This is a genomic window from Caulobacter sp. GW821-FHT10C03 (genome assembly GCF_059415485.1).
In genome coordinates this window covers 295812-314290 of the sequence record NZ_JBWKNI010000003.1, presented here as the reverse complement: position 1 = coordinate 314290, position 18479 = coordinate 295812, and the positions used below count along the sequence as shown (strand labels likewise).

The window sequence follows — 18479 nt, the reverse complement described above, 5'->3', positions numbered from 1 at the left end:
AAGGCCGCCGAAACGGCTTCCCCTTTGGCCTGACGCGCTCTAGAGCGCTTTTCTTGAGTTCAGCGGAGAACCGCGTCCGATGCACCCCGTCCGCCCCCGTCCGTTTCTGGTCGCCGCCGCCCTCGGCCTGGCGCTGCTGGTCGCCGCCTGCGGCCGCGGCGGGGTCGACGAGCGCCCGCCCGAGCCCGGCGACACGGCCGTGGCGCGGGTCGACGGCCACGCGGTCTGGGCCTCCGACGTCAAGCGCGAGGCGGTGGCGCAGGGCCTGATCGGCGAGGGCGAGCCGCTCGACGTCTCGTCCGACCTCTTCCGCCGCGTCCTCGACGAGGTGGTGGACCAGAAGCTGCTGGCCTCCGAAGCCATGCAGCGCAAGCTCGACAAGGATCCCGTCGCCCAGCGCCGCCTGGCCGCCGCCCGCGAGCGCATCCTCGGCGACATGCTGGTCGAGGGCATGGTCGAGAAGGCCGTCACCGAGGACAACATCCGCGGCCTCTACGCCGAGCAGCAGAAGCTGGCCAAGCAGTCCGAAGAGATCCGCGCCCGCCAGATCCTGGTGCCCAGCCAGGCCGAAGCCGAAAGCGTCAAGAAGCTCTTGGCCACCGGCGCCTCGTTCGACGCCCTGGCCATGGAGCGCTCGAAAGACGAAGCGACGCGCTTCAAGGGCGGCGACCTCGGCTACTTCACCGTCGACGTCATGCCCGAGGCCTATGCCGGCGCCCTGAAGGACGCCAAGGCCGGCGACCTGATCGGTCCGTTCCACTCCGACGGCCAGTGGGTGGTGCTGCGCGTCGAGGACAAGCGCCTGGAAGCCCCGCTCAGCCTGGAAGAGACCCGACCGCAGATCGTGCGTTTCCTGACCTACGACCAGGTCCGCGACCTGCTGGAGAAGCTGCGCTCGGGCGCCAAGGTGGAGATGCTGGTCGGCAAGGGCCAGGACGTCCCCGGCGCGCCGCAGGAGCCGGCCTCCGCTCCGGCCGGCGCCGCCGCCCCCGTTTCCGACCTCGACAGCGCGCCGCCCGCCTCGGCGCCCGCCCAGACCCCGGCCAAAAAATGACCCGCAAGCCTGCAAAGACCCCGACCAAGACCACCGCTCCGAAGGCCGCCGAAAAGACGCCCGCGACCACGACTCCGGCCGAGATCGTCGGCCAGGTCGGCGCCAGCGTCGGTCAGGCCCTGGACCGCGCCCTCGATCCGCTGGCCTCGGCCCTGAAGCGCGCCGGCCTGCGCCGCGCCCAGAAGTCGGCCGGCGAGACCCCCGCCCCGACCGCCGCCCCCGCGACGCCCGCCGCCGCGCCGGGCAAGCCGGGCCTGGCCGTCTCGCCGCTGGTCGTGCCGTTCCCGGCCATCCCGCCGATCGCCGGCGTCGAGATCGCCACCGGCCGCGCCGGCTTCTACAAGCACGAGCGCCCCGACCTCTTGCTGATGCGCTTCGCCGAGGGCACCTCGGGCGCCGGCGTCTTCACCCGCCACGGCGTCGGCTCGGCTCCGGTCGACTGGTGCAAGCGCCAGCTGGCCGCCAGCGGCGGCGCCGACGTGCGCGCCCTCGTGGTCAACGCCGGCTGCGCCAACAGCTTCACCGGCAAGCCGGGCGCCGACGCCGTGCGCCGCGTGGCCACCGCCGTGGGCAAGCGCTTCGACTGCCGCCAGCGCGACGTGATGATGGCCTCGACCGGCGTCATCGGCGTGATCCTCGACGACAGCAAGATCACCTCCAACCTGCGCGAGGTGGAAACCCGCCTGACGCCGGACGGCTGGGCCGCCGCCGCCTCGGCGATCATGACCACCGACACCTTCCCGAAAGGCGCCTACGCGACCGCCGTGATCGACGGCCACGAGGTCAAGATCGCCGGCATCGCCAAGGGCTCGGGCATGATCGCGCCGGACATGGCCACCATGCTGGCCTTCGTCGCCACCGACGCCGCCATCGCCCCGGCCGCTCTGCAGACGCTGGTCTCTCTGTACACCCGCACCACCTTCAACTGCGTGACGGTGGACGGCGACCGCTCGACCAACGACACCCTGCTGCTCTTCGCCACCGGCCAGTCGGGCGCGCCCAAGATCAGCCGCCCCGGCGACAAGCGCCTGGCCGACTTCCGCGAAAAGCTGGAAGGCGTGCTGCTGGATCTGGCCCTGCAACTGGTCCGCGACGGCGAGGGCGCCACCAAGTTCGTCAAGATCACCGTCAACGGCGCCGAGAGCCCGCTGTCGGCCCGCAAGATCGCCCGCACCATCGCCGAAAGCCCGCTGGTCAAGACCGCCTTCGCCGGCGAGGACGCCAACTGGGGCCGCATCGTCATGGCCGTCGGCCGCGCCGACGAGCCGGTCAACCGCGAGAAGATCAGCGTCAAGTTCGGCGACCTCTACGCCGCCCGCGACGGCCTGGTCTCGGCCGAGTACGACGAGGCGGCCATGAGCGCCTACATGAAGCACCAGGAACTCGAGGTCACCGTCGAGGTCGGCGTCGGCAAGGGCAGCTCCACCGTCTGGACCTGCGACCTGACCAAGCAGTACGTGGCGATCAACGGGGATTATCGGTCGTAGGCTCGCTCAGGGCCTCGTCCACCTCGCGTCGAACAATCACTCCCGTCATTCCCGCCCTTGTGGCGGGAACCCCTCTATCAGCCGCAAAGGCGGATGGCGCGGATCGCTAGCGATCCGCCTCACCTCCTAGTGCGAGCGGAACCAGGGTTTCCCGCCACAAGGGCGGGAATGACGGGAGATAAGGACGAGAGACCTTACGGCCGATCCAACTGGGCCCCGGCAGCTTCTCATGCGGCTAGGGCGGCGGCCGGCGCCCGCCCACCCTATATGCGGCAAGATCGACGCCCCCCGACCGATCTTCGCAGCAGAGAAGCGCGCCATGAAAATCCTGATCGTCCTCACCTCGCACGACACCCTCGGCGACACCGGCAAGAAGACCGGCTTCTGGCTCGAAGAGCTCGCCGCGCCCTACTACGTGTTCAAGGACGCCGGCGCCGAGATCGTCCTGGCCTCGCCCAAGGGCGGGCAGCCGCCGCTCGATCCCAAGAGCGACCTGCCGGACTTCCAGACCGACATGACCCGCCGCTTCCAGGCCGACGAAGCCGCGCTGGAGGCCCTCGCCAAGACCGTTCCGCTGGACGCCGTCGACGCCGCCGATTTCGACGCGGTCTTCTATCCCGGCGGTCACGGACCGCTGTGGGACCTGGCGGAGTCGCCCGCCTCGATCGCCCTGATCGAAGCCTTCGACCGCGCCGGCAAGCCCCAGGCCCTGGTCTGCCACGCACCGGGCGCCCTGCGCCACGTCAAGGCCGCCGACGGCCGCCCGCTCGTGGCCGGCCGCAAGGTCACCGGCTTCACCAACGGCGAGGAAGACGCCGTCGAGCTGACCGACATCGTGCCATTCCTGGTCGAGGACATGCTGAAGGAGAGCGGCGGCCTCTATGAGAAAGGCCCGGACTGGGCCCCCTATGTCGTCACGGACGGCGACCTGATCACCGGGCAGAACCCCGCCAGCAGCGACGCCGTCGCCCACGCCCTGGTCGAACGCTTGGCGCGCCCGTAAGGGCTCGCTCGCACTAAGACGATACGAGTATTGATCGAGTTCGATTAAACGGACTTGAGCGAGAGATCGAAAGTCCTTTGGTCGGGGACGGCGCGATAATATCGCATGGACCGCTCCCCGACGGCCTGCCGGATCCAAACCTCATCTTCTGGGCGACACTTTGCGCCCAACACAATGCCTGTGATGATCCGAGGATCAAAGTCTATGGCACTATGAGCACCTCCCGCGAGGAAGGCTCTCCATTCCTGCTCATAGCTCCAGAAATCAGCCTTTGTAAGTAGGGCATCGGTGATCTCGTCTCTCACCCCCTCGGGCTCCAAAAGACCCGCAATGGTTGGCCGCGCCTCTTGGTATTTTACCTTGAAGAAGGGTGGCAAGCCCTCCCGGGGAGGCTCCGCACAGGTCTCGAAAACCACCGCAATTCCCCGATGATTGTTGGCGTAGTGGCTCCACATGAGGACACTTTTGATGTTCTCAGTCAGGCAAAAGACGCCAAGCTTACTGGCATTCAAACGAGCCCCATCACTGACCATTTGGGCAAAATCCGTCAGACTTTTACCGTTTAGACCGGCCCTTGCCAGCCGCTCCACCTCCGGAGGAGGCATGGGTGTCATGACTCTGACAAACCGCGCGATTAGTGCATCAAAGCCTGCTTCCAGTTCCTCCTGTGTGTCGGGCAAGAGAGGCACCGGGAGGCAATCGAATGGATCATTGAAGTCCAGCGCGCTTGGGAAATACGCTTTTCCTTCAAGCAATTGCATCAAACGATCCTGCCACGTGGGCTTCAAACCCGGTGCCAAGCTGAGGTATTTGAACAGCGGTGCCAAAGGCACGTTCGCAATTGTTTCCTGCTCCATACTAGCGCTCCTCGCTCCGCGCCCGCACCTGCGCCAGCGTGTGGTCCACCAGCAGTTCCCCGTCCTCCCACACCGTGACCATGGCGTCGGTCCAGCCGGCTTCCACCGTCTCGTCTTCGCCGACCGCCACCGTCCGGTAGTCGCCGGCCGCATTGCGCTGGAGCATCAGCCGCCCGGCCTTGGAGCGCTTGCCCGGGTCGGTGACGGGGTTCTTGCTGACGTCGATCCAGACGCCGTCGACCTTGGCGGCCGAGCACTTCAGGGCGAAGCGCTGGGTGTCGCGGTCGAGCTGTTGCAGCAGGCCGCCGCCCATGCCGAAGGCGATGTTGTCGGCGCTGAAGCCGTCGGCGATCACCCGCTCCAGGATCGCGGCGATGCTGACCGGATTGACCCCGTCGCCCTGGATCACCCGCACGTGGTTCAGCACCTTGTAGCCCTTGGCGTTGACCGTGCTGCCGAAGGCCTCGTCGAGACGCTTCAGGGTCTCGGCGACGATGCTGACGGGGTCGCCGGAGTCGGGCCGCACCACCAGGGTCGCGCCGCTGGCGATCACCTCGTCGCGCAGTTCCTGGCCCCAGATGCGGCTGACGGCGTCGAACAGGTCGTAGCTGTCGGACACCACGGAGAAGAGAGCGCCGGGCTTGCCGAAGCTCTTGAGCATGTTGCGATAGGCGTCGGCCTCGCGGTCGCGGCCCCAGCTGGTGATCGTGCTGTGCTCGGCGGCCGGGATGGAGAAGGCGGCCATCGGCTCGTTGTACCAGGCCCGCCCGGCCTGCACCGCCGCCAGGGTGTCGCTGCCCAGGAAGTTGACGAGGTGGGCCAGGCCGCCGATCGCCGCGCTCTCCCGGCTGGAGACGCCCCGCGCCCCGAAGTCGTGCAGCTTGAACGGCAGCTGGCCGGCCGGATCGTCGCTGGTCTTCTCCAGCGCCGCGCGAAGGGTCTGCTTGACGCCCCAACTGGTGGTGGCGACGGTCACCGGATACCAGACCCGCAGCAGCAGGGTCTCCAGGTACGACGGCAGCCAGAAGCACTCCGGGTCGGTGTTCTCGATGGTCATCAGCGCCTGGTGCGTGGGCACCACCGTCCCCTCCGGCACGGCGCGGATGCGCACCGGCAGGCGGCCGCCGTGCACGTCGACGATCCGCCGCCAGCCGGCCTCGTTGAACGGCTCGCCATGCGCCGCCAGCAGCTCGGCGGCCTCGTCGACCATGGCGTGGGTCACCTGCCTGGCCAGCGCCGTCTTCAGGATCGCCTGCAGGCCGAAGAAGACCGTGCGGTCGTAGCGCCCGCCCCGGCTCTCCACATAGGAGAAGGCGCCGGTCACGCCCGGCGGATATTGCAGCCAGTGGCTGGCCTTGTAGCTGTCGGTGTCGAGGATCAGGTTGTCGAACATCGCGGAAGCTCCTTCGCGCGGGGTGTGACCGTCTCGTCTCTCGGGGCGGTTTCGTGGATTTGATCTGAAAACGCCGTCAGGCGGCGCCGACGAAGTGTTCGAGGATGTGGAAGTGGTCCTCGAAGAACTGCTCCTCCATCAGCAGCGCCTCGCTGACGGGAACCCAGCGCGCCTGCTCGGCGTCGTCGGATCCCTTCACGCGCGGCAGCGGGCCGGCGGGGAAGTCGAAATGGAAGGCGTGGGTGATGGTCCGCCCGCGCAGCGAGCGGTCGGGGTGGTCGAACACCCGCGCGGCCTTGATCGAGCCGCGCAGCACGGCCGGCGGGATCTTAAGCCGCGTCTCCTCGTGCAGTTCGCGGATCGCGGCGGCCTGCACCGTCTCGCCCTGGTTCACGAAGCCGCCCGGCAGGGCCCACAGTCCCTTGCCCGGCTCGGCCCGGCGGCGCACCAGCAGCACGTGGCCGGAATGCACGACCACCGCGTCGGCGGTGACGAAGGTCGGCGGATAGGGCGCGGCGGCCCAGGCCTGGCGATAAGTCTTGATGAAGGCGTGCTCGCGGGCCAGCTGGGCGTAGGCGGGCGAGCCATCGCGGAAGGCGCCGAGCATCTCGAACACCGGCCCGGGCACGTTGGCCTCCACGAGGCGCAGCCCTCCCGCCTCGCCGGCGAACAGCCAGTCGCGCAGTTCGGTGGCCGACAGCACGTCGGCGTGCTGCACGTCGACCAGCTCCCACTGCGGAAAGGCGGCCAGGTAGGTCGCGGTGGCGTCGTCCTTGTTGCGGCCGATCAGGCCGACGGTTGCGCCCTCGTCCGCGCCGTCACGGGCCACGGCCTCGGCGACGATGCGCTGCACGTCGCCCACCCACAGGGTGTCGCCATAGAGGCGGTCGCGCAGCGGCGCCACGATCAGCCGGGCCGCGTCGTCGCCGGCCGCGGCGCGGATCATCACGGCCCGCTCGGCGGCGTTGAAGGGGTTGCGGATGGTGCGGGGCTGGCCGGCGCTGCCGGTGAGCACGATCACCTTGCGCGCCAGGCGCATGGCGTGCCGCAGTACGGCGGCGTGGCCGTTGTGGAACGGCTGAAAGCGTCCGATCAGGACGAGATAGTCGAAGCGCATGAGACTCCCTCACGCCGATGTCCGCCGCCGGTCTATCCGGCGACATGGGTTATGCTAACTTTGAGCAAAAGGTGTTGTCAACCCGGACGTGCAGGGCTCGCCTTCTTTAGGGAAACCCTCTCTCATGGAGAGAGGGAGGGGCCCGCGCCGCAGGCGTGGGAGGGTGAGTGGGTAGGCGAAGCCCCTGGACGATCTTGGCGCTGTTGCGGGCGATGTGCCGGCACGCCGGCTGAAGGTGTAACCACTCACCCTCCCATCGCTACGCGATGGGCCCCTCCCTCTCTCTAAGAGAGAGGGTTTTCGCGCCTGCCATCCGCAACGGATCCAAGCCGCCCCTGTGGTGAGATCCCCTCTGTCAGCCACAAGGGCGGGAATGACGGGCGGATAGGGAGCGGGCAAGGAGACCTCAGAACCCGTAGAGCGCCGCGTATTCCGCGTCCTTGGCGGCGATCTGCTTGGCGCAGTCGACCATCACCTTGGCCTGTTTCCAGGTGGCGTCGTCCTGCATCTTGCCGTCGATCATCGCCACGCCCGAACCGTCGGGCATGGCCTCCAGGATCCTTTTCGCGAAGGCCACCTCGGCGGGGTCGGGGCTGAAGACCTGCTTGGCGATGGCGATCTGGCTGGGGTGCAGGCTCCAGGCCCCGGCGCAGCCCATCAGGAAGGCGTTGCGGAACTGCTGCTCGCAGGCGACCGGGTCGTCGATCGCCCCGAACGGACCGTAGAACGGCTTGATGCCGTGGGCCGCGCAGGCGTCGACCATCTTGGCGAAGGTGTAGTGCCAGAGGTCCTGCTGCACGCTGGCGCGGGGCGATCCGTCCGTATGCGGATCTTCGATCACCCGATAGCCCGGATGGCCGCCGCCGACCCGGGTGGTCTTCATCGCCCGGCTGGCCGCCAGATCCGCCGGCCCCAGCGAAATCCCCTGCATGCGCGGGCTGGCGCCGGCGATCTGCTCGACGTTCATCACCCCCTCGGCCGTCTCGAGAATGGCGTGCAGCAGGATCGGCCGGGTCACCCCGTGCTTGGCCTCCAGCGAGGCCAGCAGCTGGTCGATGTAGAAGATATCCCACGGCCCCTCGACCTTGGGCACCATGATCACGTCGATCCGGTCGCCGGCCTTCTCGACCAGGGTCGCCACCTCGTCCAGATGCCAGGGCGAGTTGAGGCAGTTGATCCGCACCCACAGCCCCACGCCCAGGGCCTTGAAGTCGACCTCGCGCGACAGGGCGATCGTCCCGGCCAGGGCCGCGCCCTTGGCGTCGGCGGGGATGGCGTCCTCCAGATTGGCCAGGATCACATCGACGGTCGGGGCGATCTCGCCGACCTTGGCCCGCACCTTCTCCAGATGCGGCGGCACGAAGTGGATCATCCGCTCGACGCGGGCGGGCAGCTCGCGCCACGGCGCCGGCGCGCCGATGGCCAGGGGTTTGAAGAAGCCTCGGGCGGTCTTCATGCGCGTCTTCCCTGTGTTCTTATTTCGCAGTTGCGAGAAGACTGCGGCGACGCGGCCAGGGGGTCAAGGGCGACGCGGAGGAAGGCCTGCGCTCGCTACTGCGCGTCGAACTCGATCCACTCGCCATCCTCGTTGCGCACCCAGCGCTTGTTGACGCCATAGATCCTGATCTGGGCGCCGGCGCCGTGATCCACGAACTCGACCAAGTGCTCGGCGAACCAAAAGCCCTCGTCCAGATCCTCAAAGAAGACGTTCAGCGCGTAATCGCGCTCCATGACGCCGACAACATCCACGCCCGAGATGCTCGGAGTCGTTTCGCCGCGAACGCTGCCGATCTTGCCGGCCAAGCCCAGGCGCTCGACCTCTGGGGAAGGACGGATGCGTACGTTGTCGCCGAATGTGATGGAGGACTCTAGCATAGCTCGACAATGCGTCGGCCGGGTCACGACGCGCAACCGCCCGGGGCTCAGCTTTGCGCCGGCCTCGGCGGCGGCGCCTCGTCCGGATCCTCGCGCCCCAGCTCGTCGGCGGCGTCGTTCTGCGAGACGTGGGTCGCCGCCTTGCCCCTGGCCTTGCGCGCCGCGCGCGGCTCCAGCCGCAGGGCCGCCCGCGCGTCCTCGCCCTCTTCGCCGAACAGCCCCCGCAGTCGCACGTCGCGCTGCGGATAGGGGATCTCGATCCCGGCCCCGCGCAGGGCGTCGTCGATGGCCCAGGTATAGGCCGCGAAGATCGCCGCCGGCCGGCGAACGGCTTCGACCGTCGGCCAGACGATCAGCTCGAACTTCAGGGCGTGCTCGCCATAGCCCACCAGCCACACCTGGGTGCGGCGCACGGCGTCGTCGGCGCTGGTGAAGGGCACGCTGCGGGCGGCCTTCAGCACCGCCTCGCGCACCGTCTCCTTGTCGACCCCGAAGGCGGTGACGAAGGGCACGCGGATGCGGCGGGTGGTGTTGCGCAGGGTCCAGTTGATCACCTGGTCGTTGACCAGCACCGAGTTGGGCACGATCACGTCGGTGGCGTCGTTGGTGCGGATCCGCGTGGCGCGCGGCCCGATCTCGTGCACCACCCCGCGCGAGCCGTTCGACAGCTCCACGAAGTCGCCCACCGCGATCAGACGCTCGAACACCAGGCTTACGCCCGAGGCGAAGTCCTTGATCACCCCCTGCAGGCCAAGCCCGACGCCCACCCCGACCGCCCCGGCGAACACCGTCAGCGAGGTCAGGTCGATGCCCATGGTCGACAGGCCCGCCAGCAGGCCGACCACCACCAAGCCATAGGTCGTCAGCTTCTCGACCACATACAGCGACGAGGCGTTGTCGGCCGCCCGCGCCCGCAGGCGACGCAACCCCGCCGCCGCCAGCCGCGCGGCCAGCAGGGCGGCGATGACGATGACGATGCCCGCCCCCAAGCCCCCCACCGTGATCGCCGACTTGCCGAGCTTGACCAGCTCCAGGGCGTCCAGGCGTTGCAGCGGGTTGTCGGTCATGGGGTGGAGTTTGAGCCGTCGTCGGCGCGGCTTTCAAGCCCCGCCGCCGCAGACCCCCTCCGGCCCTCCGGGCCACCTCCCCCAAAGGGGGAGGATCTATCGCGCCGCGCCACTAAGATGCTCCCCCTCTGGGGGAGCTGTCGCGGAGCGACTGAGGGGGCCGGCGCCAGCCGGCTACCGCCCCACCATCGCCAGCCCGGCCTCGGCGTACCGCTCGCCCTCGACCGCCGTCTCCGGCACCGCAGCGGCGATCTTGGCCAGGTCGTCGGCGCTCAACACGACGTCCACAGCCCCGATGTTCTCCTCCAGCCGCGCGACCTTGGTCGTGCCGGGGATCGGCGCGATGTCCGGCCCCTGGGCCAGCAGCCAGGCCAGGGCCAGTTGCGCGGGCGTCACGCCCTTTTCGCCGGCCAGTTCGACCAGCGCCTCGACCAGCGACTGGTTCTTGGCGATGGCCTCGCCCTGGAAGCGCGGCAGGGTCGAGCGGAAGTCGTCCTTGCCGAAGCCGTCGCCGGCCTTGATCGCGCCGGTCAGGAAACCCCGGCCCAGCGGGCTGTAGGGCACGAGACCGATGCCCAACTCGCGGATGGTCGGCAGCACCTGGGCCTCGATCCCGCGCGTCCACAGCGAATACTCGCTCTGCAGGGCCGCCACCGGCTGCACCGCATGGGCCTTGCGGATCGTCGCCGCCCCGGCTTCCGACAGGCCGAAGTGCTTGACCTTGCCCTCGGCGATCAGGTCCCTGACCGTGCCGGCCACGTCCTCGATCGGCACGCCGGGATCGACACGGTGCTGGTAAAAGAGGTCGATCGTCTCGACGTCCAGGCGCTTGAGCGAGGCCTCGGCCACGGCGCGGATGTTGTCGGGCCGCGAGTTGACGCCCTTCATGCGCACGGTCCCGGACTCGTCGGGCCCGATGTCGAAGCCGAACTTGGTGGCGATCACCACCTTGTCGCGGAAGGGCTTCAGACCTTCGCCGACCAGCTCTTCGTTGACATAGGGGCCATAGACCTCGGCGGTGTCGAAGAAGGTGACGCCCAGGTCCACCGCCTTGGCCATCAGGTCGAACATCGCCTGCTTGTCGGGCGCGGGGCCATAGGCCCAGCTCATGCCCATGCAGCCGAGACCGAGGGCGGAGACCTCCAGGCCGTCGCCGAGTTTGCGCGTCTTCATGGGCAGCTCCTTGTGCGAAATGGGGGTCGCGGGCGTCGCCGCGACGGCAGGGAGATGGGCCTTGGCGGGCGAAACGATAACCGCTTGCGGTCTCAACGCACTCCTGAGCATCTCTCAGCAATGTCGACCCGCCCCCTGCCCGACCTCGCCGTCTTCGCCCTGGTCGCCGAGCGCCGCAGCTTCCGCGCCGCCGCCCAGGCCCTGGGGGTGACGGCCTCCGCCCTCAGCCACGCGATCCGCAATCTGGAGACCCGGCTGGACGTGCGGCTGCTCAACCGCACCACCCGTAGCGTCGCCCCCACCGAGGCCGGCGAGCGGCTTCTGGCGCGGCTTGGACCGGCCCTGGCCGACATCGACGCGGCGCTCGACGAGATCGCCCAGTTCCGCGATCGCCCCGCCGGACGCCTGCGCATCAACATCGCCACCACGGCGGCCCGAATGCTGCTGGCCCCGCGCATCGGCGGCTTCATGAACGCCTATCCCGACGTGCGGGTCGAGATCGTCTGCGAGGACGCCCTGTCCGACATCGTCGCCGGCGGCTTCGACTGCGGCGTGCGGCTGGGCGAGCGGCTGCAGGCCGACATGATCGCCATCCCCCTGAGCGGCGAGCTCTCCCAGGCCCTGGTCGCCACCCCCGACTACATCGCCCGCCACGGCGCCCCCCAGGAGCCGGAAGACCTGATGAGCGGCCACCGCTGCCTGCTGGTGCGCCGGTCCTCCGGCGCGCCCTATCCGTGGGAGTTCGAGCGCAAGGGCCGCCTCGTCGTCGTCACCCCGCCCGCTTGCCTGCTCACCGACAACGGCGCGGTGCTGCTGGAGGCCTGCAAGGGCGGGGCGGGCCTGGCCTTCCCGTTCCGCGAAGCCGTCGCCGACGACATCGCCGCCGGCCGCCTGGTGTCGCTGCTGGAAGACTGGTGCGAGCCCTTCCCCGGCTTCTTCCTCTACTACCCCAGCCGCCGCCAGCTCTCCCCGGCCCTGCGGGCCTTCATCGACTGGATGCGGTTCTAAGCGCCATGGACTGGTTCGAACGCCTCACCGGCTTCCCCGAAGAGCCTTACGCCGCGACCAAGGCCCGCCTGCGGGTGGAGGACGGCCGCCTGGCCTCCGACGCGACCGACCGCACCTGGGGGATCGGCACGCTGGAGCTGCCCTCTCTGGCGGAATTGCGCACCCGCGCGGCGGCCATCCAGGTTCCCGGCCGGCTCCGGGTCGAGGTCGTGCGCGGCGACGCCCGCGCCCTGCACAACCAGGCCGCCAACGCCGGCGGCCTCTTCCAGGTCGCCTCGCAGTTCAACCTGCTGGAGATGGTCGATCCGGGCGTCAGCCCCGAGGACGGCGTCGCGCGCTACGCCTGGGACCCCACCCAGGGCCCGGCCTGCGCCATCGCCGCCGGCGCGGCCACGGTCTATCGCAACTACCTCGCCCCGGTCGGCGACGGGATCGGCCAGACGGCGGCGCGGCAGTTCGACGGCCTGGCCGACCTTGGTCCGCGCCTGTCCGACCTGACCGGCCGCCCCGTCGAGGCGCTCTGGCGGATGCGCAACGGCTACGCCCTATGCACCGACGCCGGGCTGGAGGCGATCGCCGCCGTACTCGACTATCTCGACGAACCCGAACGCGACGCCCTGCGCGCGGCCTTGCGCATCGGCCTGGTCTGGGACGCCGAGGTCACCGACGCGCCCGAGGTTGCGGGCATGACCGTCTCCCAGGTCTTCTGCTCGGCCCTGCCGATATCCTACGCGCCGGTCACCAAGGCCCTGGCCGCGCCCTTCGCCAGCCTGACCCTGGAAGCCGCCTACGAGGCGACCCTGCTGGCCGCCGTGCTCAACGCCGCGCGCGGCCACCGAGTGGTCTGGCTCACCCGCCTGGGCGGCGGCGCCTTCGGCAATCCCGACCGATGGATCGACGCGGCCATGACCCGCGCCCTCGACAGGGTCCGCGACCAAGCGCTCGACGTACGCATCGTCAGCTACGCCTCGCCCGACCAGGCCCTGCTCGACCTGGCCGACCGCTACGCCTGAGGCGCGGCCCAACGCGCGACAAGGTTTACGCGCTGTTCATTACTCGCCTTCATGTTGAGCTTGAAAACTCGACACGCGCAGCACGCGCACCGGTGAGGACTTCCATGGTCACGGCCGTCGCCCCCTCCCCCTACAGCTACGACCCCGTGGCGCACGCCCAGGCGCGGCTGCCGGGGCTGCGGCGTCTTTACGAGTTTGCTCACGTGTCGTTCGACGAGGCCGCCTATCTGAAGCAGGCCCAGAACCGCAAGGACATGTACGCCCAGGCGGCGGGCGCGTACGAGCGGCGCGAAGCCATACTGGCGCAGGCCGAGACCTCGATCCAGGCGCTGAACCTTCCGGAATATGTCGAGCCGGCCGTGAAGGTGGACCTGTCCCCGGAGGCCAAGGCGGCCCTGGCCAAGGACGCCGCGCAGAAGCCCGCCGAAGCGTCCGACGCAACGCCCACGACCACGACGCTCGCCGCGCCGGTCGAGACCTACCCCAAGGGCTCGCTGGCTTCCGAGAACAACCAGATGGCCACTGGCATGGCCAAGGCCGCGCGCAACAACATCGAGATGCTGGGCCTGGACATCAGCCTGATCAACGGCGGCGTCTGGATGCTGAACAACACGGCCAAGTTCGACGAAATGCGCGCCCAGGGGATGGGCGGCGAGGTCGACATGATGGTCTACATCTCCGAGAAATGGATCAACAGGGGCCTCTTCAGCCTGAACGCCACGCTCCGCGGGATGAACAGCCGGTTCGAGGTCACGGGCGCGCCGCTCTACCGCACCACCGAGGGCAAGCTGAGGATCGGCGACTTCACCCAGTCGGCCGGCGAGGCCGGCTGGTCGGTGTCGGTGCGCTCGACAGGCGAGGCTGTCGCCATCGCTAACGGCCGCGACGTCAGCGACCAGGTCGACGACAGCTCCGCGTGGGGGTTCCGCTGGTCGGACGTCATCGCCGCCCGCAAGGCCCGGGACGCCGCCCTCGCGGCCGAAACCTCGAAGACGGCCGCGATCGGGACCACGGCGCCTGCGACGACAACCTCGGAGACCGCCGCCACCCTGGCCGTTCCGGTCAGCGCCGCCGCCTCGACCGCCGCGGTCGCCCTGGCGACCCTGAGCAACGTCGGAAAGACGGTCGACCGCTCGATCTGACGGCGCATGCGAAAATTCGCCTCGACGATGTCGGGGCGGCGGGCGTTCCTTCGTCCTCGGGAAGACGCGGCGACCAGGCCGCCAGCCAGGAGGACGACGCCATGCCGAAGATCACCCCGTTCCTGTGGTTCGACACCCAGGCCGAGGAAGCCGCCGAGTTCTACGTCTCGATCTTCCCCAATTCGAGGATCCTGTCGGTCAACCGCTATCCCGACGACGTGCCGCCGCCGGCCGGGCCGGGCGGTTCGGTGTCGACCGTCTATTTCGAGCTCGACGGCCAGGGCTTCACCGCCCTGAACGGCGGCCCGCACTTCAAGTTCGACGAGGCGGTGTCGTTCACCGTCGACTGCGACGGCCAGGCCGAGGTCGACCGCTACTGGGACGCCCTGCTGGCCGGCGGCGGCCAGCCCTCGGCCTGCGGCTGGCTGAAGGACCGCTACGGCCTCTCCTGGCAGATCACCCCGCGCCAGTTGATCGAGCTGACCACCGGCCCCGACAAGGCCGTCGCCGGCCGCGTCTTCGCCGCCATGATGCAGATGGTGAAGATCGACGTGCCGACCCTGGAGAAAGCCGCGCGGGGCGAATAGGCCGGCGCCCCGCACGGGCCTCCGCGCGGATTACACTTTCTTCGTAAAGCCAAGCTAGCTGCAATTCCTGGTGGAGCGCTCCAGCGGAGCGCTTCACCTCACGTGAGTTGGAGCTTCCCGGCATGACCGATGCAATCGACGTCGCGGCGAAACCCGTCGCCCATCAATCGTCCTGGCCTTCCCGCCTGTTCGGCGAGATCGCCAAGAAGCCGCTGGAGGCCGTGGCGGCCCTGATAGCCCTCGTCGCGGCCGTCGCGGCGACGCTGCTGCAGCTGATGATAAGCCGCTATCTTAGCGTCTACGGCCAGCCGGGCCTGTCGGGGTTCGGCCAGGTGGTCAGCATACTGCCCTCGCTGGTTCCGGTGCTGACGGTGACGATCCTGGGGATCGTGGCGCTGATCGCCATGACCTTCGGCTCGCCCCTCTTCACGCGGCTTCTCTTCTCGTCGACCCAGGACACGGCCCATCCGCTCGCCAAGGGCTTCTTCTGGCCGGAGGACGAGGCCGCTCCCCGGGGGCCGCACCTGGAGGCGTACGTGGTCGCCTACGCGCCGCTGATCGTCTTCACCCTGATCCTGATCCTCGCCATGATCTCTGGCGTGACGCTGACCGCCGGTCGCACGACGCTCGCCTGCGCCGCCGCCCTCGCCGTGCCCTTCGCCTGGTCGATGAACGCGGCCGCTCCGGGATGGAAGTCGAGGGCCGGCGCGGGCGTTCTGGCGCTGTTCTTCAGCCTTCTGCTCAACCTGGCCGGCGTGATCTGGCTGACCCTGGCCGTGGATTTCGTTACTCTGAACGTGCGCGGCCTCTTCGAGGCGAGCGATGAGACCCTGAGGCTGGGCGCGGTGTTTCTGCTGATCGGCTTTCACCTGTTCATGACCTCCCACGGCCGCGAACGCGTCGTGGTGATCATGATCTCGCTGCTCATCGTCGGCCTGGTCGTTTTCCGCGCGCCCGGCGACCAGTTGCTGACCTTCAATGCGCTTCGCTTCGCCGGCGTGGGCGGCGGCGGCGTGACCATCTACCGGCAGCCCGGCGAGGAGACCGTCCGCACCGCCTGCCTGATCCTGGCGACGGACACGGTGCGCATCATCCGGCGGACCGAAGACCCCGCCGACTGCTCGCTTCCGAAGATGCGCGACGAGTTCATCCTGTTGAGGGACGCTTCGCCGGCGAAGCGTGTCGCCAAGCTTAAAGACGTGCGCGTCTACAAGCGGGACGATCTGCTGGACGCCTTGCCCAAGGCCGCCGCCAAGGCGGCGCCCTGAACCTCGCCTCAGGCCTTCTTGACGAACTCCGTCCGCAACACCAGACCCTTCACCTTGTCGACATTGGCCTCGATCTCCTCGGGGTCGCCGGTCAGGCGGATTTTCTTGACCAGGGTGCCGCGCTTGAGGGTCACGCCGCCCGAGCCCTTGACCTTCAGGTCCTTGATCAGGGTGACGTTGTCACCGTCGGCCAGGATCGCGCCGTTGGAATCGCGGGTTTCGTCGGACATGCAGGGGCCCCTTCAGCGGCCGGGCGGCGCGAAGGCGAAGCCCTTACAAAAGTTGCGGGCTTTCTAGGATGCGGCGGCCGAAGGCGTAAAGGCCTCCGGCCGTCTTTTCCTGCCGTGTCTTTGTCCTACTGGGTCTTGAGGAACTCGATCACCGCCGCCCGCTCCTCGGCGCTGAGCGCGGGGCCGACCACGCCCTTGGTCCCGGCCGGGGCGTCGCGGAACTCGTGGCCCTTGTTGGAGCTGCCCTTGACGCTGACGTCCAGCTTGAAGGCCCCGCGCGGGCAGGCGGCCTTGACGTCCAGGCCGACGGCCTTGGGGTCGTAGGCGCGGTTGCCCAGACAGAAGCTCGACGGACGCTCGCCCGGCGCGCCCAGCAGGGCGGTGAGCGACGGCACCGAGCCGTTGTGCAGATAGGGCGGCGCCGCCCAGATGCCGTTCAGCGGCCGGGCCTTGTAGGCCGGCGGGGCCTGGATGCAGTTGGGACGGTTGCCCTTGTCGGCCTCGGCCTCGATGCTCTTGATCGGCGTGCCCTCGTCGACGTGGAACTTGTCGACCACGAACTGCACCGCCGAGGCCAGGGCCTGGCCGAAGGTCATGTCGGTGGTCGGCTTGGTCGGCGTCGTGAAGCAGGTGACGCCGGTGGCCGGGTCGGTCACGCCGGGCTGCAGCCCCAGGGCCAGCGGCGTCTTGATCTTGCGGGCCGACAGGATCTCGGCCTGGCCGGGATCGGTGCCGACCACGCTGAGCGGGATGATGTTGACCTTCAGATAGCTCTCGCCGTGCTCGTTGGCCGTGGTCCACAGCGAGGGGGTGTAGAGCGCCTGGTTGGGGTCATCGACCGGCGGCAGGTGGCAGCCCTGGCAGCGCAGGGCGTAGACCTTGCGGCCCGCCTCGGCCTTGGCGATGTCGATCCGGCCCAGCACGTCCTGCGGCCACTTCGGACCCGACAGGCCCTTGAAGCCCCGCACCCGGCCGTCGGGCTCGCGGTCCAACGGGTTGGGGCCTTCGATCTGCTGCTCCATCCGCGCCAGGTTGCCCACCGGCACCGACGAGTCCCACAGCTTGTGGGGCTGGTCGTAGGTGGTCATGTTCACCCGCGCCAGCACCCCGATCGCCTCGCCGACATTGCGGATGGCCGGCTGGCCGATCGAGCCGTCGTACTGCGCCCAGGTGAACCACGGCGTGGTCCACAGGTGCGGATACTTCACCGGCGCGCTCAGGGCCGCGTAGTTGACCAGCGGATCGAAGGTCGCCGACTTCACCGGCAGCAGGTTGACGTAGAACACCTCGTTGCCGATGCGGTTGAGGGCGTCCAGGCGGTTGAAGCCCTCGGGCACGCCGTCGCGCTTGTCGATTTCCGACGTCGCCTTGGCCGCCGCGGCCAGGGTCTTGATCGTCGCCTTCAGGTCGGCGTGCAGCTGCTTGCGCTGGGCCTTGGTGGCCTTGGGGCCGAGCACCCGGTCGGCGAACGAGTTGAAGCGCCAGGGCAGCACGTCGGTCAGCAGCAGGGCCGCGCCCAGGGTGCTGGTCAGCTGGCCCAGGCTCGAGGCGGCGTTGCCGCCGTCGATACGCAGGGACACCCCGTTATATTCCAGGTGGCCCGTGTGGCAGGCCGCGCAGGTCAGGCCCACCTGGTCGGGCAGCATCTTGCCGGTGGTCGGGTCGGCATAGGCCTTGGTGATGGCGAAGCCCACCGGCATGCCGGCCGGATTGAGGCCCTGGTTGCTCTCGACCTTGGCGTCGGCGGCCACGCCGCCGATCTTGTGCTTGTAGCCGTAGGCCTTCTCGCGCCAGCCGGCGGGACCCGCCTGGCCGCCGCCCGACGGCGGGCTGGGGATGAAGCCCAGCTTCTGCATGTAGCCGTCGTTGATGAACAGCGTCTCCTTGCCGGGCAGAATCTTCGGCTCGGCCACGGCCACGAACCAGGCGTAGGGGATCGGCAGGGTCGAGGTGCCCTGGGTGGCGTGGTGGAACCAGTAGCGGTCGCTCTCGCTCCAGCCCTGGTCGAGCCAGCGCGCCTCGCGCACCGGCTGGGCCGGCGGCAGCGGCGGTTCGACGAAGGACAGGACCTTCTGGATCCCGATCCCCACCGCCACGAAGACGACCAGCGCCAAGATCCACAAGGCGGCTTTCTTGAATCCCGACATCGACGTTCCCCTCCGCGACGCACCCCATAAGAATGCAATTTTGAGGACTCATCAACAT

The 18479-nt window shown here is 69.0% G+C and carries 17 protein-coding genes; 8 read left to right on the top strand and 9 right to left on the bottom strand.

From position 1 onward, the window contains the following. Positions 1-79 precede the first annotated feature (79 nt). From AC07NG_RS05505 to AC07NG_RS05495, 3 genes are all read left to right on the top strand, one after another. Positions 80-1054: a peptidylprolyl isomerase gene (locus tag AC07NG_RS05505; protein ID WP_110121915.1), complete on the top strand. Its 975-nt coding sequence runs from the start codon at positions 80-82 to the stop codon at positions 1052-1054. After that, a complete protein-coding gene (gene argJ / locus AC07NG_RS05500; protein WP_494592653.1) occupies positions 1051-2541 on the top strand; it encodes a bifunctional glutamate N-acetyltransferase/amino-acid acetyltransferase ArgJ in 1491 nt (496 codons plus the stop codon). The genes AC07NG_RS05505 and argJ overlap by 4 nt, the downstream gene beginning before the upstream one ends. 319 nt (positions 2542-2860) lie before the next feature. Further along, a complete protein-coding gene (locus AC07NG_RS05495; RefSeq protein WP_494592652.1) occupies positions 2861-3544 on the top strand; it encodes a type 1 glutamine amidotransferase domain-containing protein in 684 nt (227 codons plus the stop codon). 44 nt (positions 3545-3588) lie between these two features. On the opposite strand, the gene AC07NG_RS05490 is transcribed toward AC07NG_RS05495, so the two are convergent. The 7 genes from AC07NG_RS05490 to AC07NG_RS05460 all read right to left on the bottom strand — a co-directional run bounded on the left by AC07NG_RS05490 (position 3589) and on the right by AC07NG_RS05460 (position 11026). Beyond that, the gene (locus AC07NG_RS05490) at positions 3589-4401 is read right to left on the bottom strand and encodes a DUF2971 domain-containing protein (protein WP_494592651.1); all 813 of its coding nucleotides are present in this window, start codon (positions 4399-4401) and stop codon (positions 3589-3591) included. 1 nt (position 4402) lies between these two features. After that, positions 4403-5794, bottom strand: coding sequence for a nicotinate phosphoribosyltransferase (locus AC07NG_RS05485; RefSeq protein ID WP_494592650.1), 1392 nt, complete (start codon positions 5792-5794; stop codon positions 4403-4405). Between the two features lie 76 nt (positions 5795-5870). Next, complete coding sequence (locus AC07NG_RS05480; RefSeq protein WP_494592649.1) at positions 5871-6911, bottom strand: bifunctional nicotinamide-nucleotide adenylyltransferase/Nudix hydroxylase; 1041 nt, start codon at positions 6909-6911, stop codon at positions 5871-5873. A 406-nt stretch (positions 6912-7317) separates the two neighbouring features. Then, complete coding sequence (locus AC07NG_RS05475; RefSeq protein ID WP_494592648.1) at positions 7318-8367, bottom strand: HpcH/HpaI aldolase/citrate lyase family protein; 1050 nt, start codon at positions 8365-8367, stop codon at positions 7318-7320. A 95-nt stretch (positions 8368-8462) separates the two neighbouring features. Continuing rightward, positions 8463-8714, bottom strand: coding sequence for a hypothetical protein (locus tag AC07NG_RS05470; protein ID WP_492853748.1), 252 nt, complete (start codon positions 8712-8714; stop codon positions 8463-8465). A 119-nt stretch (positions 8715-8833) separates the two neighbouring features. After that, positions 8834-9853 (bottom strand): mechanosensitive ion channel family protein, encoded by a 1020-nt coding sequence (locus tag AC07NG_RS05465; RefSeq protein WP_492853749.1) that lies wholly within the window; start codon positions 9851-9853, stop codon positions 8834-8836. A 174-nt stretch (positions 9854-10027) separates the two neighbouring features. Then, complete coding sequence (locus AC07NG_RS05460) at positions 10028-11026, bottom strand: aldo/keto reductase (protein WP_494592647.1); 999 nt, start codon at positions 11024-11026, stop codon at positions 10028-10030. Between the two features lie 120 nt (positions 11027-11146). On the opposite strand from AC07NG_RS05460, the gene AC07NG_RS05455 reads away from it, so the two are divergent. The 5 genes from AC07NG_RS05455 (at position 11147) to AC07NG_RS05435 (ending at position 16044) form a co-directional block, all read left to right on the top strand. Continuing rightward, positions 11147-12034: a LysR family transcriptional regulator gene (locus tag AC07NG_RS05455; protein ID WP_494592646.1), complete on the top strand. Its 888-nt coding sequence runs from the start codon at positions 11147-11149 to the stop codon at positions 12032-12034. 5 nt (positions 12035-12039) lie between these two features. Beyond that, complete coding sequence (locus AC07NG_RS05450) at positions 12040-13047, top strand: hypothetical protein (RefSeq protein WP_494592645.1); 1008 nt, start codon at positions 12040-12042, stop codon at positions 13045-13047. A gap of 104 nt (positions 13048-13151) precedes the next feature. Then, entirely contained in the window at positions 13152-14189 is a 1038-nt protein-coding gene (locus AC07NG_RS05445; RefSeq protein ID WP_494592644.1) for a hypothetical protein, read from the top strand. A gap of 101 nt (positions 14190-14290) precedes the next feature. Continuing rightward, a complete protein-coding gene (locus tag AC07NG_RS05440; RefSeq protein WP_492853753.1) occupies positions 14291-14776 on the top strand; it encodes a VOC family protein in 486 nt (161 codons plus the stop codon). Between the two features lie 122 nt (positions 14777-14898). Further along, positions 14899-16044, top strand: coding sequence for a hypothetical protein (locus AC07NG_RS05435; RefSeq protein ID WP_494592643.1), 1146 nt, complete (start codon positions 14899-14901; stop codon positions 16042-16044). Positions 16045-16052: 8 nt separating this feature from the next. Here AC07NG_RS05435 and AC07NG_RS05430 read toward each other — a convergent pair whose 3' ends face one another. Together AC07NG_RS05430 and AC07NG_RS05425 are read right to left on the bottom strand one after the other, a co-directional pair. Continuing rightward, positions 16053-16274: an alkylphosphonate utilization protein gene (locus tag AC07NG_RS05430; protein WP_492853755.1), complete on the bottom strand. Its 222-nt coding sequence runs from the start codon at positions 16272-16274 to the stop codon at positions 16053-16055. Between the two features lie 125 nt (positions 16275-16399). Continuing rightward, the gene (locus AC07NG_RS05425; protein WP_494592642.1) at positions 16400-18421 is read right to left on the bottom strand and encodes a di-heme-cytochrome C peroxidase; all 2022 of its coding nucleotides are present in this window, start codon (positions 18419-18421) and stop codon (positions 16400-16402) included. Positions 18422-18479 lie beyond the last annotated feature (58 nt).